General features: G+C 64.6%; 9 protein-coding genes. 8 read left to right on the top strand and 1 reads right to left on the bottom strand.

Annotated elements, in window-relative coordinates; all coding sequences use genetic code 11:
• Positions 1–60 precede the first annotated feature (60 nt).
• The 8 genes from O4H53_RS13055 (at position 61) to uvrA (ending at position 13,861) form a co-directional block, all read left to right on the top strand.
• The gene (locus O4H53_RS13055; protein WP_269364300.1) at positions 61–3,432 is read left to right on the top strand and encodes a YhdP family protein; all 3,372 of its coding nucleotides are present in this window, start codon (positions 61–63) and stop codon (positions 3,430–3,432) included.
• 22 nt (positions 3,433–3,454) lie between these two features.
• Positions 3,455–4,510 carry a tRNA preQ1(34) S-adenosylmethionine ribosyltransferase-isomerase QueA gene (queA, locus tag O4H53_RS13050; protein ID WP_269364298.1) on the top strand — a complete coding sequence of 352 codons (1,056 nt, stop codon included), beginning with the start codon at positions 3,455–3,457 and terminating at the stop codon, positions 4,508–4,510.
• Positions 4,511–5,410: 900 nt separating this feature from the next.
• Entirely contained in the window at positions 5,411–6,670 is a 1,260-nt protein-coding gene (locus O4H53_RS13045; protein ID WP_269364297.1) for an MFS transporter, read from the top strand.
• A 121-nt stretch (positions 6,671–6,791) separates the two neighbouring features.
• Positions 6,792–7,379: a DUF924 family protein gene (locus O4H53_RS13040; protein WP_269364296.1), complete on the top strand. Its 588-nt coding sequence runs from the start codon at positions 6,792–6,794 to the stop codon at positions 7,377–7,379.
• Between the two features lie 87 nt (positions 7,380–7,466).
• Positions 7,467–8,873 carry a dihydrolipoyl dehydrogenase gene (lpdA, locus tag O4H53_RS13035; protein ID WP_269364294.1) on the top strand — a complete coding sequence of 469 codons (1,407 nt, stop codon included), beginning with the start codon at positions 7,467–7,469 and terminating at the stop codon, positions 8,871–8,873.
• 297 nt (positions 8,874–9,170) lie between these two features.
• The gene (locus O4H53_RS13030) at positions 9,171–9,731 is read left to right on the top strand and encodes a methyltransferase domain-containing protein (protein WP_269364292.1); all 561 of its coding nucleotides are present in this window, start codon (positions 9,171–9,173) and stop codon (positions 9,729–9,731) included.
• Between the two features lie 12 nt (positions 9,732–9,743).
• Positions 9,744–10,904 carry an MFS transporter gene (locus O4H53_RS13025; protein WP_269364290.1) on the top strand — a complete coding sequence of 387 codons (1,161 nt, stop codon included), beginning with the start codon at positions 9,744–9,746 and terminating at the stop codon, positions 10,902–10,904.
• Between the two features lie 80 nt (positions 10,905–10,984).
• Positions 10,985–13,861, top strand: coding sequence for an excinuclease ABC subunit UvrA (gene uvrA, locus O4H53_RS13020; protein WP_269364288.1), 2,877 nt, complete (start codon positions 10,985–10,987; stop codon positions 13,859–13,861).
• Positions 13,862–13,954: 93 nt separating this feature from the next.
• Here uvrA and O4H53_RS13015 read toward each other — a convergent pair whose 3' ends face one another.
• A complete protein-coding gene (locus O4H53_RS13015; protein WP_269364286.1) occupies positions 13,955–14,986 on the bottom strand; it encodes a hypothetical protein in 1,032 nt (343 codons plus the stop codon).
• Positions 14,987–15,014 lie beyond the last annotated feature (28 nt).

The following is a 15,014-nucleotide window of genomic DNA, read 5'->3' as shown; positions in this document are numbered from 1 at the left end:
GGCTGTCATACTAGGCCAATTCAGGCGCGTGCCAAGAGGGCCGGCCGATTTGGGACACAGATGAGCAAACCCGACACGCCCCGCCCCAGACGCAAGCCGCATCAGCATGTGGCGCGTTTCGGCCTGTGGTCGATCCTGCTGCTGAGCCTTGCCGCCGGGGCGCTGGTGGGGGCGCTGTGGCTGTCGATGGGCCAGCCCCTGCGCGCGCCCGGCTGGCTGCAGGAGCGGATCGAGGCGCGGATCGCGCGTGAGCTGCCCCAGGTCAGGGTCTCTCTGGGCGAGGCGGAGCTGGTGGTGGAGGAAGGCTGGCATCCGCGCGTGCGCCTGCGCAATGTCGCCATCAGCACGCCCGAAGGGGCCGAGATCCTCAGCCTGACGGAGTTCAAGACCGGCTTTGCCCTGCGCCCGCTGCTGGACGGGATCGTGCAGCCGCAATCCATATCGCTCTCGGGGGTGGTGGTGACCCTGCGCCGGGATGCGGCGGGCCGGGTGGCGCTGAGTGCAGGCGTGGGGCCGGGCAGCTTCAGCCGCGAGGCCGCGACCCTGCCGCAGCTGATCGCCCAGCTTGACGGTGTGTTGCAGCGGCCGGCCTTGCAGGCGCTGACCGAGGCGGAGCTGCGCGCCGTGACCCTGCAGTTCGACGACCTGCGCGCGGGCCGCAGCTGGACCGTCGATGGCGGGCGGCTGCTGTTGTCGCGCGAGGCCGGGGTGCTGGCGCTGTCGGCGGATCTGGCGCTGCTCAGCGGCGGGGCCGGGGTGGCGACCCTGTCGGCCAATTATTCCAGCCGCATCGGTGCCAGCGCCGCCGAATTCGGTGTCAGTTTCGAAGGCGTCGCAGCCGAGGATATTGCAACCCAGGGCCCTGCCTTTGCCTGGCTGGGGGTGCTGCGCGCGCCGATTTCAGGCGCGGTGCGCAGCGGACTGAACGATGCGGGGCAGTTCATGCCGCTGAACGCGACCCTGCAGATCGGCGCGGGCGTGGTGCAGCCCAATGCGCGGACCCGCCCGATCCCCTTTGAGGGCGCGCGCAGCTATTTCAGCTATGATCCCGCCGAGGCGCTGCTGCGCTTTGCCGATGTGCGTCTGCGCAGCAAATGGATCAGCGCGGAAAGTTCCGGCACCGCAACCCTGGGTCTGACGCCGGAGGGCCAACTGAGCGATCTGGTCGGGCAGTTCACCATCCGCGATCTGCGCGCCAATCCGGCTGATATCTATCCCGCGCCTGTCGGGCTGGCCGAAACCGACCTCGATTTCCAGATGCGGCTGAACCCGTTCCGCCTGCAATTGGGGCGGGTGCAGATCAGCGACCAGGGCAAGACGCTGCTGCTGGATGGCAAGCTCTCGGCGCGGCCCGACGGCTGGCGGGTGGCGCTGGACGGGCAGATGGACGGGCTGACACCTGAGCGGCTGCTGCAGCTTTGGCCCGAGGGGCTGAAGCCCAAGACCAGGACCTGGCTGGTGGAGAATGTCCGCAAGGGGGAAGTCAGCAACCTTGACCTGGCGTTGCGGGTGGCACCGGGCAGGGCACCGCAGACCTATGTGGGTTTCGATTATGCCGGGGCCGATGTGCAGTTTCTGAAAACCATGCCGCCGGTGACCGGGGGCAAGGGGCATTTCAGCCTGATGGACAACCGGCTGGTGGCGGCCGTGGATGAAGGGGTGGTCACGGCGGATGAAGGCGGCGATGTGCGTCTCGGGGCTTCTTCCTTCATCATTCCCGATGTGCGCGTGCGCGACGGTGCCCCGGCGGTTGTCCGGCTGGAGGCCGAAGCGAGCGTGACCGCGGCGCTGTCCCTGCTGAACCGGGCGCCGCTGAACGTGATGGACAAGGCCAATCTGCCGGTCGATCTGGCAGGCGGGCGCGCCGCGCTGAGCGGTCAGATCGCCCTGCCGCTCAAGAAAGGCAGCAAGGACAAGGTGGTCTTCGACGTGTCGGGCAAGCTGCGCGATGTCAGCAGCAGCGTTCTGGTCAAAGGTCGCGCGCTGTCGGCCCCCGAAATCGACGTGGTGGTGGACAATGACCGGGTGATCCTGACCGGCGCGGGAGAACTGGACGGCGCAGGCTTTGACGGCAGTTTCGTGCTGCCCATAGGGGCGGGGCCGGCAACGGAAGAGGCGCAGGGGACAGCCGGTTTGCGCGCGGAGGTCAGCCTGGATCAGGCGGCGCTGGACGCCTTCGGGATCGCCCTGCCGCCCGGGACTGTCGCGGGGCAGACAAAGGCGCAACTGGAGGTGGACCTGCCGAAGGGCCGCGCGCCGGAGTTCGATCTGCAATCCGATCTGCGGGGGCTGCGCCTGTCGGTGCCGCAGCTGAACTGGGCCAAACCCCCGGCCAGCGCCGGAAAGCTGCGCGTGACCGGGCAGCTGGGTGCCACGCCGCGCGTGGACCGTCTGGCGATTTCCGGCCCCGGCCTGAGTGCCGAGGGCGCGGTGCGGTTGCGTGAAGGCGGGGCGCTGGACCGGCTGAGCTTTGACAGGCTGCGCGCGGGGGAATGGCTGGATGCGGCGGTGGACATTGTCGGGCAGGGCGCGGGCAAGCCGGTGCAGGTGGTGCTGCGCGGCGGTGTGCTGGACATGCGGCAGGCCGATCTGGGCAGTGGCGGCGGCGGCGGCGCACAGGCCAGCGGCCCGCCCGGCCCGCCGATGCAGGTCCGGCTGGACCGGTTGCAGATCACCGATACCATCGCCCTGACCGACCTGCGCGGCAATTTTGCCACGGCGGGGGGGCTGGACGGTTCCTTCCAGGCCCGGCTGAACGGCGGCACCCCGGTCGAGGGGCGGATCGTGCCGCAGAACGGACGTTCCGCCGTGCGGCTGATATCGGCGGATGCGGGCGGGGTGCTGCGCGCCGCCGGGTTGCTGCGGCAGGTGGTGGGCGGGCAATTGTCGCTGACTCTGCTGCCGGTAGGGACCGGCGGGGCCTTTGACGGCACCCTTGAAGTCACGGATGTGCGGGTCAAGGATGCGCCGGGCATCGCGGCGCTGCTGAACTCGATTTCCGTGGTGGGGCTGATCAACGAGTTGAACGGGGACGGCATCTACTTCGATCAGGTCGAGGGCAGGTTCCGCCTGACGCCAAAGCGGCTGACCCTGACCGAAGCCAGCGCCGTCGGCGCCTCGATGGGCCTGTCGATGGACGGGATCTATGCGCTCGATTCCGGCGTGATCGACATGCAGGGGGTGATCACCCCGGTCTATCTGCTCAACGGCATCGGGTCGGTGCTGACCCGCAAGGGCGAGGGGCTGATCGGGTTCAACTATACGCTCAAGGGCCCGGCCAGACAGCCCAGTGTCGGGGTCAACCCGCTGTCGGCGCTGACGCCCGGCATGTTCCGCGAGATCTTTCGCCGCCCGCCGCCAAAGGTGCCGCAGGCTCCGGGGGTGCCGCAGCCACCTCAAAAACCCGTTGTCCGGCGCACGCCGGGGCGATAGACGGCCCGGAAAAAGGCGCACCATGAAACTGTCAGATTTCGATTTCGACCTGCCCGAGGCATTGATCGCGACCCGGCCCGCCGTGCCGCGGTCTTCGGCGCGTCTGCTGGTGGCCGATGGGGCGGCGCTGCACGATTGCCGGGTGACCGACCTGACCAACTGGCTGCGCCCTGGCGACCGGCTGGTGCTGAACGATACCCGGGTGATCCCGGCGCGGCTGTCCGGGGTCCGGGTGCGCCAATCGGCGCAGGGCCAGGTCACCGCCCGGATCGAGGCCACCCTGCTGGAGCCGCGCGCCGATGGCACATGGGCCGCGCTGATCAAGCCGCTGCGCAAGCTCAAGGTGGGGGAGCGGGTGGATTTCAGCCCGGAACTTCACGCGACGCTGGAAGCGGTGGCCGAGGGGCAGGGCCATCTGCGCTTCAACTGCAAGGGCGCGGATTTCGACGCGGCGCTGAACGCGGCGGGGGCGATGCCGTTGCCGCCCTATATCGCGGCGAAACGCCCGGCAGATGCCCGCGACCGGACGGATTACCAGACCATCTGGGCGCGCCATGCGGGGGCGGTCGCGGCCCCCACGGCATCGCTGCATTTCGACGCGCCGCTGCTGGAGGCCCTGGCGGACAGGGGCGTCTGCTTTTCCCATGTGACGCTGCATGTGGGTGCGGGCACCTTCCTGCCGGTCAAGGTGGATGACATCACCCGGCACAAGATGCATGCCGAATGGGGACAGGTCAGCGCCGAGGCCGCATCGGAGATTGCCGCAACAAAGGCGGCAGGTGGCCGGGTGATCCCGGTGGGGACAACCGCCCTGCGGCTGATCGAGACCGCGGCGCGGGAGGGCGAGATCAGGCCCTGGGAGGGCGACACCGACATCTTCATCACGCCGGGCTTTCGCTTTCACGTCGCGGATGCGCTGATGACGAATTTCCATTTGCCGAAATCCACCCTGATGATGCTGGTCTCCGCGCTGATGGGGCCGCAGGCGATCCGTGACATCTATGACCATGCAATCGCGCAAGAATACCGGTTCTTCTCCTACGGGGATTCCAGCCTGCTCATTCCGGGTCAAAAGTGATACAAGTGCCAGGTGCCAGGCAAAACCGGCTTTTGCGTCACATCGCCGACCCGGAGTGCGGCGCTACGTCCGAAGGACGGGGGCAGGGGCCGGGCGGTCATGCGTGAAAATTGCAGCGACGGGCGGGATTGAGCCCGAAGTGACGCAAAGCGCTAGCCGGGCCAGCGCCTGCCCGGGGTGGGCGATGCTTACCTTGGTTCATGCCACTTTATTTCTCAACCGTGATGAACTCCATCGAGGGAATACCCAGCCTCACCAAATCGCCTACCGTCATGCCAAAGGCATGCCGTCTATCAAGGGCGCACCTTCGGTGCGACCGGCGGGCAGGCGATGGCCCGGCGCCTTCGGCTTGTTCCGGGCCTGGGAGCCAGTGACAGACGGCAGCATTGTTCCGCTCACCTGACCTTCACACGCGTCGCAGCGAAGGTCCGGAAAGAGTCCTTATTGACATGAGGCGTCAGCCGGGCATCGCCCGACCTGGAGGGCGTTCCAGACCTGTATGTGATGGGAAACGTTTCAGCCCGCAGACCGGATCATGGCTTGGCTGACGGTGCAAAATCGCCCTCCGGGGGGAGGTCGGGCGATGCCCGGCTGACGCCGGGCGGAGGCGCTTGGGGGTATGCACCGCGCCAATGGCACGGCCGCTTTGTTCGCTCACCTGACCTTGCCCCATACCACGCCCAAGGTCTGGTCCGGGTCGGAATTGCCTGGCACGGCCCAGTGACAAGATTCAGCAAATGCGCCGCCAGGAGTCGGTTTGCGCGACAATCGACAACAAGGGCGGTTCCGGCCCGACATGTGACACGATTCGCAAAAAATCGCCTGAATGTCGTATAACCGGGTGACGCCGCTGCCCAAGAGGTTCAGGGAGGGGCCAAACGGCAGATTGGATTCGCAGCGATGATACAGGTTCTTTCCAGCGCATGGGCGCTTTTGCTGGGCATGTGCCTGTTGATGGTCGGCAACGGGATGCAGGGCACGCTGCTGGGTATCCGTGGCGCGCTTGAAGGTTTTTCCACCTTCGAGATGTCCATTGTCATGTCGGCCTATTTCGTGGGCTTTCTGGGCGGGTCGCGGCTGGCGCCGCACATGATCCGCAGGGTCGGGCATGTGCGGGTCTTTGCGGCACTTGCCTCGCTGATCTCGGCGGTGATGATTCTCTATCCGACCTTTCCGGCGGTCCCGCTCTGGGCAATCGGGCGCGTGCTGATCGGGTTCTGCTTTTCCGCGGTCTATGTGACGGCGGAAAGCTGGCTCAACAATGCCGCCGACAATTCCAACCGGGGGCAGGCGCTGTCGCTTTACATGATCGTGCAGACGCTGGGCATCGTCGTGGCGCAGGCGCTGCTGCTGGCGGCGGACCCTTCGGGCTATGTGCTCTTCGTGATCCCCTCGGTGCTGGTCAGCGTGGCGGTGACGCCGATTCTGCTGACGATTAGCCCGACACCGGCCTTCGATACAACCAAACCCATGAGCCTGCGGGAACTGGCACGGTTTTCGCCGCTGGGCTGCATTGGCATGTTCCTGCTGGGCGGCGTCTTCTCGGCGCAATTCGGCATGGCCCCGGTCTATGGCGCGGAGGCGGGGCTGAGCGTGGCGCAGATTTCGACCTTCGTGGCCACCTTCTTTGTCGGCTCGGTGGTGCTGCAATATCCCATCGGCTGGGTCTCGGACCGGATGGATCGGCGCACGCTGATCGTCATCACCTCTGCCATCGGGGCGGCAGGCTCGGTCATGGGGATGATGCTGGGCGATGTGTTCTGGCTGCTGCTGATCTCGGCCTTCATCGTGGGCGGCATGTCGAACCCGCTCTATTCCCTGCTGATCGCCCATACCAACGACTTTCTCGAACATGAGGACATGGCCGCAGCTTCTGGCGGGATGATCTTTATCAACGGGCTGGGGGCCATCCTGGGGCCGATCATCACCGGCTGGATGATGGGCACCTCGCTGGGGCCGGGCGGGTTTTATCTGTTCACGGCAGTCCTCTTCGTGATCCTGGCGGTCTATGCCACCTACCGCGCCACCCGCCGTCCCGCCGTGCCGGTGGACGAGACCGGAAACTATGTCGCGCTATACCCCACAGCCACGGCCGTCGCCGTCGAATATGCGCAGGAATATGCCATCGAAAGCGAGCAGGATGACGAAAACAACAGTTGAACGCGGCAAACATGTCGCAATTGATATAAATCGTGAGTCGCCGTTGGGGTTAAGATGTTCATAAGGTGGGATGATCTTGCCATAGGTCGCAAGATTGCGTGCAAGCTGAGGAGTGTGATCCATGCAAGGCCCTGATGAAGTACTTTCGTTCTGGCTGGACGAAGTTGGCCCCAAGGGCTGGTACGAGGCCAGCGATGCGCTGGACGCCACCATCCGTGACCGGTTCGAGGCGACATGGGAGGCGGCCTGCGAGGGCAAATTCTCGCTCTGGCTGACCTATCCCTCGGGCGCATTGGCCTACATCATCCTGATGGATCAGTTCTCGCGCAACATGTTCCGGGGCCAGGCCAAAGCCTTTGCCAGCGACCGTGCCGCACTTGCGGCAGCGAAATCCGCGATCGAGCGGGGCTGGGACCTGAAGATCGACGAACCGGCACGACAGTTCTTCTACATGCCGCTGATGCATTCCGAGAATCTGTGTGATCAGGACCGCTGTGTGCGGCTGATGTGCGAACGCATGCCCGAAACCCGCGAGAACAACCTGCTGCATGCGCGTGCGCATCGCGAGGTGATCCGGCGGTTCGGGCGGTTCCCCTATCGCAACGAGGCCCTGTCGCGTGCGGGCACCAGCTGCGAGATCGCCTATGTCAGCGATGGCGGCTACGGGCAGACTTTGCGCGAATTGCAGGCAGAATCCGCCGTCGCCTGACGACTTTCAGTTCTCGCGGTTGTGACAGATCAAAAAGTGGTTTAACGGTAAACTATATCTGTCTGTCACATTGCGAGGACCTCGAGAATGGCTGCAAAATCCTTTGATCTTATCGTGATCGGTGCGGGCCCCGGTGGCTATGTCGCCGCCATCCGGGGGGCGCAACTGGGGCTTTCCGTGGCGATTGTCGAGCGCGAGCATCTGGGCGGCATCTGCCTGAACTGGGGCTGCATCCCGACCAAGGCGCTGCTGCGCTCTTCCGAAGTCTTCCACCTGATGCACCGGGCCAAGGAATTCGGGCTGAAGGCCGAGGGCATCGGTTATGATCTGGACGCGGTGGTCAAACGCTCGCGCAAGGTGGCGGGTCAATTGTCGGGCGGGATCGGCCACCTGATGAAGAAGAACAAGATCACTGTGGTGATGGGCGAGGCGACATTGCCTGCCAAGGGCAAGGTCAGCGTCAAGACCGACGCAAAGAATGGTGGGGGCACCGAAGAACTGACCGCCAAGAACATCGTGCTGGCCACCGGTGCGCGGGCCCGCGAACTGCCGGGGCTGGAGGCGGATGGCAAGCTGGTCTGGACCTACAAGCACGCGCTGCAGCCCGCACATATGCCGAAAAAACTGCTGGTGATCGGTTCCGGGGCCATCGGCATCGAATTTGCCAGTTTCTACAATACCCTGGGGGCCGACACCACCGTGGTCGAGGTGATGGACCGCGTCTTGCCGGTGGAGGATGCGGAGATTTCCGCCTTTGCCAAGAAGGCCTTTGAGAAACAGGGCATGAAGATCATGCAGAAGGCCATGGTCAAGCAGCTGGACCGGGCCGGTGACAAGGTGACCGCCCATATCGAGGTGGGCGGCAAGATCGAGAAACACGAATTCGACACGGTGATTTCCGCCGTGGGCATCGTCGGCAATGTGGAGGGGCTGGGTCTGGAGGACCTGGGCGTGAAGCTGGACCGCACCCATGTGGTCACCGATGAATATTGCCGCACCGGGGTCGAGGGGCTTTATGCCATCGGCGACATCGCCGGGGCGCCCTGGCTGGCGCATAAGGCCAGCCATGAGGGTGTCATGGTGGCCGAGCTGATCGCGGGCGGGCATCCGCATCCGGTCAAACCCGAAAGCATCGCGGGCTGCACCTATTGCCACCCGCAGGTCGCATCGGTGGGCTATACGGAGGCAAAGGCCAAGGAGCTGGGCTTTGACATCAAGGTGGGCCGTTTCCCTTTCATCGGCAATGGCAAGGCCATCGCGCTGGGAGAGGAAAGCGGGATGATCAAGACCATCTTTGACGCCAAGACCGGCGAATTGCTGGGCGCGCATATGGTGGGAGCGGAAGTGACCGAGCTTATCCAGGGCTATGTGGTGGGCCGCCAGCTGGAGACCACCGAGGAAGACCTGATGAACACGGTCTTCCCGCATCCGACCCTGAGCGAGATGATGCATGAGGCGGTGCTGGATGCCTATGGGCGTGTGATCCACATGTGAGCCCGCCGGGGTGTGATCTGACGGACGCGCTGCGCGCGACACGATCTATGGGCGTTTCTTGCGGACCTGAGCCCCTCGGGGCAGATGTTGCGCGGTTTGAGGGGGTGAATTTTCTGCTGAGAAGGTGTTCAGGGCGCGATGCGTCCTGAACGACCTGTTTCGATGGTTTTGCGAGTCTGAACCGCCTCAAGGACAAGCCGCTGCGCGGGGCCTGCGGCCTCCTTGACCCGGTTCAGACTCTTGTTGTGCCAGACTCTTGTTATGGACGGGCCGCAGGGCCGGTGGCATAAGCAGGGCATGGTAAGTCTCAATCGTGTCGTCATGCAGCCGGCCAGCCGCCGGATGATCAATGCCCTGGGTCCCTCGGATCTGGATTGTGCAGAGATATCAGGCAAATGGGGCAAAAGGTTCGATTTCAAATCCTACAGCCAGTTCCGCTATCCCGAGTATGATGTCTGCGGTGAACCCTTTACCGATGCGGCGGGGGTGCCGCTGACCTTTGACCTGATCCTTGCCAATCAGGTCTGGGAACATCTGGACCGGCCCTATGCCGCCACCCGCAACATCCATCGCATGTTGCGCCCGGGCGGATATTTCTGGGTTGCGGTGCCGTTTTTCGTGCCGCTGCATGCGGCCCCGCAGGACAATTCGCGCTGGAGCGCGCGGGGGCTGAAGAACCTGTTGATCGAGGGCGGTTTCGCGCCCGATGCCATCCATGCGGAGCAATGGGGCAACCGGCATGTGGCGATGCGCAACCTCGAAGCGCGCTGGCCGCCGGAATATGACGCAGAGACCGACGACATCAGGAACGACCCTGAGATGCCGATCTGTTCCTGGGCGCTGGCGCAGAAGGTCTGAGGCGAGGGGCGGATGGCAGCGAAACAGACGTCTTTTGCGCTGGTCCTGGCGCTTTGGGCCGCGGGGCTGGGCGCTGCGGCGCAATATGGCAAGGTCTCGGTGATTTTCGACATGCTGCCGGGGGTCTATCCTGCGGCGGGGGCGTCGCTGGGTTTTGCCGTGTCGCTGGTGGGCTTTGTCGGCATCCTGCTGGGGGTGGTGGCCGGGCTGGTGGTGGCGCGGGTCCGCTATCGCCGGGCTTTGCTGATGGCGCTGTGGCTGGGGGCGGTGCTGTCGCTGTTTCAGTCTTTGTTGCCACCGCTGCCGCTGTTGCTGGTGTCGCGGGTGATCGAGGGCGCCTCGCATCTGGCGATTGTCGTGGCGGCCCCGACGCTGATCGCGCAGATCAGCGCGGAAAAGGACCGCGGCTTCACCCTGACCCTTTGGGGCACCTTCTTTGGCGTGGCCTTTGCGGTGCTGGCGGTTCTGGGGCGGCCGCTGGCGCTGGCCTACGGGCCGCAGGCGGTCTTTGCCGCCCATGGCGCCTATATGGCGGGCTGTGCGCTCTATCTGTCGTCGCGCCTGCGCCGCCTGCCGGACGAGGGGCCGCAGCCGGTGTTTTCGCTGTTGCGGGTGCTGCGGGACCATGTGGCGATCTACCGCTCGCCGCGGCAATCCGCGGCGGGGCTGGGCTGGCTGTTCTATACCTTCAGCTTTGTCTCCATCCTGACGGTTCTGCCGCCCTATCTGGATCCGGGACTGCGCGGCTGGATCATGGGGGCCATGCCGCTGGTCAGCATCGCGGTGTCGATGACAGCCGGGGTGGCGCTGCTGCGCCGGATCGCCGCGGTGCGGGTGGTCGAACTGGGATTCGCCGGATCGCTTGCCGCCGCACTCTGGCTCTGGGCCAGTCCGGGCGCGCCGCTGGCCTGTCTGGCGCTGGCCGCCGCGATGGGGTTGATCCAGGGCGCCAGCTTTGCCGCCGTGGCACAATTGAACGATACCGCAGCTTCCCAGGCCCGGGCGAACGGGGCGATGGCGCAGATGGGCAACCTGGGCAATACCATCGGCACGCCGGTGATGGCCGCCGGGTTGATCTGGCTGGGCTATGCCGCGCTGCCGGTGCTGGCGGGGGGCGCTTTCCTGGCCGGGCTGCTGGTCCACCTGTGGCTGGGGCAGCGCCGCGCCGCCTGAATGTTCTTCTTTAGTTCTTATTTTATCGTTGGAGAATCCCGCGTGCGCGCCTATGTAGAAACCGGGAAACGGGGTGCTGTATGGCTGAGCTGAAAAATATCGAAGTGCGCGGCGCGCGCGAACACAATCTCAAGAACATCGACGTGGATATTCCGCGCGACCAACTGGTTGTTATCACCGGGCTTTCCGGCTCGGGGAAATCCTCGCTCGCCTTCGACACGATCTATGCCGAAGGGCAGCGCCGCTATGTCGAATCGCTCAGCGCCTATGCGCGGCAGTTCCTCGACATGATGCAGAAGCCCGATGTGGATCACATCAGCGGGCTGTCCCCGGCGATTTCCATCGAACAGAAGACCACCAGCAAGAATCCGCGCTCCACCGTCGGCACGGTGACGGAGATCTATGACTACATGCGCCTGCTGTTTGCGCGGGTCGGCACGCCCTACTCCCCGGAGACCGGCAAGCCGATCGAGGCGCAGCAGGTGCAGGACATGGTGGACCGGATCATGACCATGGAGGAGGGGACCCGCGCCTATCTGCTGGCCCCGATCGTGCGCGACCGCAAGGGCGAATACCGCAAGGAATTCATCGAACTGCGCAAGCAGGGCTTCCAGCGGGTCAAGGTCGACGGCGCTTTCCACGAGCTGGACGCGCCGCCCACGCTCGACAAGAAGTTCCGCCATGACATCGACGTGGTGGTGGACCGGATCGTGGTCCGCGAGGGGCTGGAGACGCGGCTGGCCGATTCCCTGCGCACAGCGCTTGATCTGGCCGATGGCATCGCGATCCTGGAAACTGCTCCGGCAGAGGGGGAACCCGAGCGCCATACGTTTTCCGAAAAATTCGCCTGTCCGGTCAGCGGCTTCACCATTCCCGAAATCGAACCGCGGCTGTTTTCCTTCAACGCGCCTTTCGGGGCCTGCCCCTCCTGCGACGGGCTGGGGGTTGAGCTGTTCTTTGACGAGCGTCTGGTGGTACCGGACCAGAACCTGAAGATCTATGACGGCGCGCTGGCCCCCTGGCGCAAGGGCAAGAGCCCCTATTTCAAGCAGACCATCGAGGCGATTGCGAAACATTACGACTTCAACCAGCAGACCCGCTGGAAAGACCTGCCCGAGCAGGTGCAGCAGGTGTTCCTCTACGGGTCCGGCAAGGAAGAGATCAAGTTCCGCTATGACGAGGGCGGGCGCGTCTATGAGGTGACGCGCGTCTTCGAAGGGGTGATCCCCAACATGGAACGCCGCTATCGCGAGACGGATTCGAACTGGATCCGCGAGGAATTCGAGCGCTATCAGAACAACCGCCCCTGTGGCACCTGCGGCGGCTACCGCCTGCGCGCAGAGGCGCTGGCGGTCAAGATCGGCCCGGCGGATGATCTGAAACATGCAGGCCAGGTGGTGCAGATGTCGATCCGCGAGGCCTTCGACTGGTGCAACACCGTGCCGGCGGCGCTCAGCCCACAGAAAAACGAGATCGCCCGCGCCATCCTGAAGGAAATCCGCGAACGGCTTGGGTTCCTCAATAACGTGGGGCTTGAATACCTGACACTGGCACGCTCCAGCGGCACCTTGTCGGGCGGCGAAAGCCAGCGCATCCGGCTTGCCAGCCAGATCGGCTCCGGTCTGACCGGGGTGCTCTACGTCCTTGACGAACCCTCCATCGGGCTGCACCAGCGCGACAATGACCGGCTTTTGCAGACGCTGAAGAACCTGCGCGATCAGGGCAATACCGTGATCGTGGTGGAACATGACGAAGAAGCGATCCGCGAGGCGGATTATGTCTTTGACATCGGGCCGGGGGCCGGGGTGCACGGCGGGCAGGTGGTCAGCCATGGCACGCCCGATCAGGTGGCGGCGGACCCCAATTCGATCACCGGCCAATATCTGACCGGCAAGCGCGAAATCCCGATCCCGGCAACCCGTCGCAAGGGCAAGAAAAAGAAAGTGCAGGTGGTCAAGGCGACCGGCAACAACCTGCAGAATGTCACGGTGGATTTTCCTTTGGGGCAATTCGTCTGCGTCACCGGCGTGTCAGGCGGCGGCAAATCCACCCTGACCATCGAAACCCTGTTCAAGACCGCCTCGATGAACCTCAATGGCGCGCGCCAGACGCCCGCACCCTGCGAGACCATCAAGGGGCTGGAACACCTCGACAAGGTCATCGACATCGACCAGCGCCCGATTGGCCGCACGCCACGCTCGAATCCGGCAACCTACACCGGGGCCTTCACCCCGATCCGCGATTGGTTCGCTGGCCTGCCCGAATCCAAGGCGCGCGGCTACAAGCCGGGGCGCTTCAGCTTCAACGTCAAGGGCGGGCGCTGCGAGGCCTGTCAGGGTGACGGGGTGATCAAGATCGAGATGCACTTCCTGCCGGATGTCTATGTGGAATGCGAGACCTGCAAGGGCGCGCGCTACAACCGCGAGACGCTTGAGATCAGATTCAAGGGCAAGAGCATCGCCGATGTGCTGGACATGACCGTGGAAGACGCCCAGGCGTTCTTTCAGGCGGTGCCGTCGATCCGCGAGAAGATGGACGCGCTGATGCGGGTGGGTCTGGGCTATATCAAGGTGGGCCAGCAGGCCACGACGCTTTCGGGCGGCGAGGCGCAGCGGGTGAAACTCTCCAAGGAGCTCAGCAAACGCTCGACCGGGCGCACGCTCTATATCCTGGATGAACCGACCACGGGGCTGCATTTCGAAGATGTGCGCAAACTGCTGGAAGTGCTGCATGAACTGGTCGATCAGGGCAATTCCGTCATCGTGATCGAACATAATCTCGATGTGGTGAAAACAGCCGACCATATCATCGACATCGGCCCCGAGGGCGGCGATGGCGGTGGCCGTGTGGTGGCGACGGGTACGCCGGAAGACGTGGCCGAGGTGGCGGAAAGCTACACCGGCAAATACCTCAAGCCGATGCTCACCAAGGCGCGGGCGAAAGTGGCGGCAGAATAACCCCGGGCTTCATTGTTCCAAAAATATACCACGGGGGTCCGGGGGTGTGAAACCCCCGGTGCGCCGCCCTCCCGGCGGCCGCGACAATCCGGTTCACAGCACCGCGCGGGCAATCCGGATCAGTTGCAACGTCTCGTACTGGCTGTCGCTCAGCCGGATCACCTGACCGTTCAGCACCGCATAATTGACGTCCGGTCCGGGGGCGGGCAGGCGGTACAGACGGCTGAGTTCATATTGGGTCAGCGCGGCGGTGGGCGCCACGTTCAGCCCGCTGCCGATATCGGCCACCTGCGCCAATTCGTTGATCAGCAGCAGGCCGGTGTAATCCTCCTGATCCAGCAGCACCGGCATCCCGTCGATCAGCGCATAGCGCTGACCGTTCGGGGCAGGGGCCAGACCAAAAAGCCGCGCGATCTGCGCCGATTGCAACAGCAGGTTCTCCGAAGGGGTCAGGCCGCGCCGCAGATAATCGTCGCGCTGCCGCAGCCAGAGCCGGTCGTATTCCGCGTCATCGTAGCTGAGCCATTGCTCCTGGGTCACGCCCTGTTTCGCCAGACCGGGCGGCACGCAGGCCGGGGTCTTCTTGGCCAGGCCGGGGGGGCAGTTGCGATAGGTGATCAATTGTTCGATCGGGGTATCGGCGACCACCAGTTGCGGACCGGCCAGGGCAAGGGCAACGCCACCCAGAAGGGTCAGCATGTCGCGGTCCGCCGGGGCCTTCACGCGCAGGATCTCTTCCGCACGCTTGTCCCAGTCGGCACCGCGCAGCTTGCCTTTGCCCGCTTTCAGTGCCTTGTCCGGCTTGTCGTTCCTGGCCTGTTGCTTGTGGGCTTTCCCGGGTTTGTCCGGCTTGCCCTTTGCAATGTCCCCGGTCTTGTCCTTGCCCCTGGCCTGTTTGTCCTTGCCATGGCCCTTGGCCTTGTTGCCCTTGGCGGGTTTTTCGGCTTTTGCACCCTTGCCGTGCCCCTTGCCATTGTCCTTTGCCAGCCAGAGCTGCGCGCTGTGATCCGCGGCGGTCAGGGCGTTGACAGAGGAGGCGCTAACAGGGCCTGCGGCAAATGGCGCGGCGGCCAGGGAACTGGCCAGACCGACGCTCAAGAGGGCGGATGTCATCAGATGTCGCATGTGTTTCCTTCCCGGTACGGCGGCGCAT

This window comes from Sulfitobacter sp. G21635-S1 (genome assembly GCF_027213915.1).
Classification (GTDB): Bacteria; Pseudomonadota; Alphaproteobacteria; order Rhodobacterales; family Rhodobacteraceae; genus Sulfitobacter.
The sequence above is the reverse complement of the archived record's forward strand: the minus strand, read 5'-3'. Positions and strand labels throughout refer to the sequence as shown.

What these genes read in the sequence shown, in the direction of transcription:
- O4H53_RS13055 (WP_269364300.1), top strand. Translation starts at nt 61, where the DNA reads ATGAGCAAACCCGACACGCCCCGCCCCAGACGCAAGCCGCATCAGCAT.
- queA (WP_269364298.1), top strand. Translation starts at nt 3,455, where the DNA reads ATGAAACTGTCAGATTTCGATTTCGACCTGCCCGAGGCATTGATCGCG.
- O4H53_RS13045 (WP_269364297.1), top strand. Translation starts at nt 5,411, where the DNA reads ATGATACAGGTTCTTTCCAGCGCATGGGCGCTTTTGCTGGGCATGTGC.
- O4H53_RS13040 (WP_269364296.1), top strand. Translation starts at nt 6,792, where the DNA reads ATGCAAGGCCCTGATGAAGTACTTTCGTTCTGGCTGGACGAAGTTGGC.
- lpdA (WP_269364294.1), top strand. Translation starts at nt 7,467, where the DNA reads ATGGCTGCAAAATCCTTTGATCTTATCGTGATCGGTGCGGGCCCCGGT.
- O4H53_RS13030 (WP_269364292.1), top strand. Translation starts at nt 9,171, where the DNA reads ATGGTAAGTCTCAATCGTGTCGTCATGCAGCCGGCCAGCCGCCGGATG.
- O4H53_RS13025 (WP_269364290.1), top strand. Translation starts at nt 9,744, where the DNA reads ATGGCAGCGAAACAGACGTCTTTTGCGCTGGTCCTGGCGCTTTGGGCC.
- uvrA (WP_269364288.1), top strand. Translation starts at nt 10,985, where the DNA reads ATGGCTGAGCTGAAAAATATCGAAGTGCGCGGCGCGCGCGAACACAAT.
- O4H53_RS13015 (WP_269364286.1), bottom strand. Translation starts at nt 14,986, where the DNA reads ATGCGACATCTGATGACATCCGCCCTCTTGAGCGTCGGTCTGGCCAGT.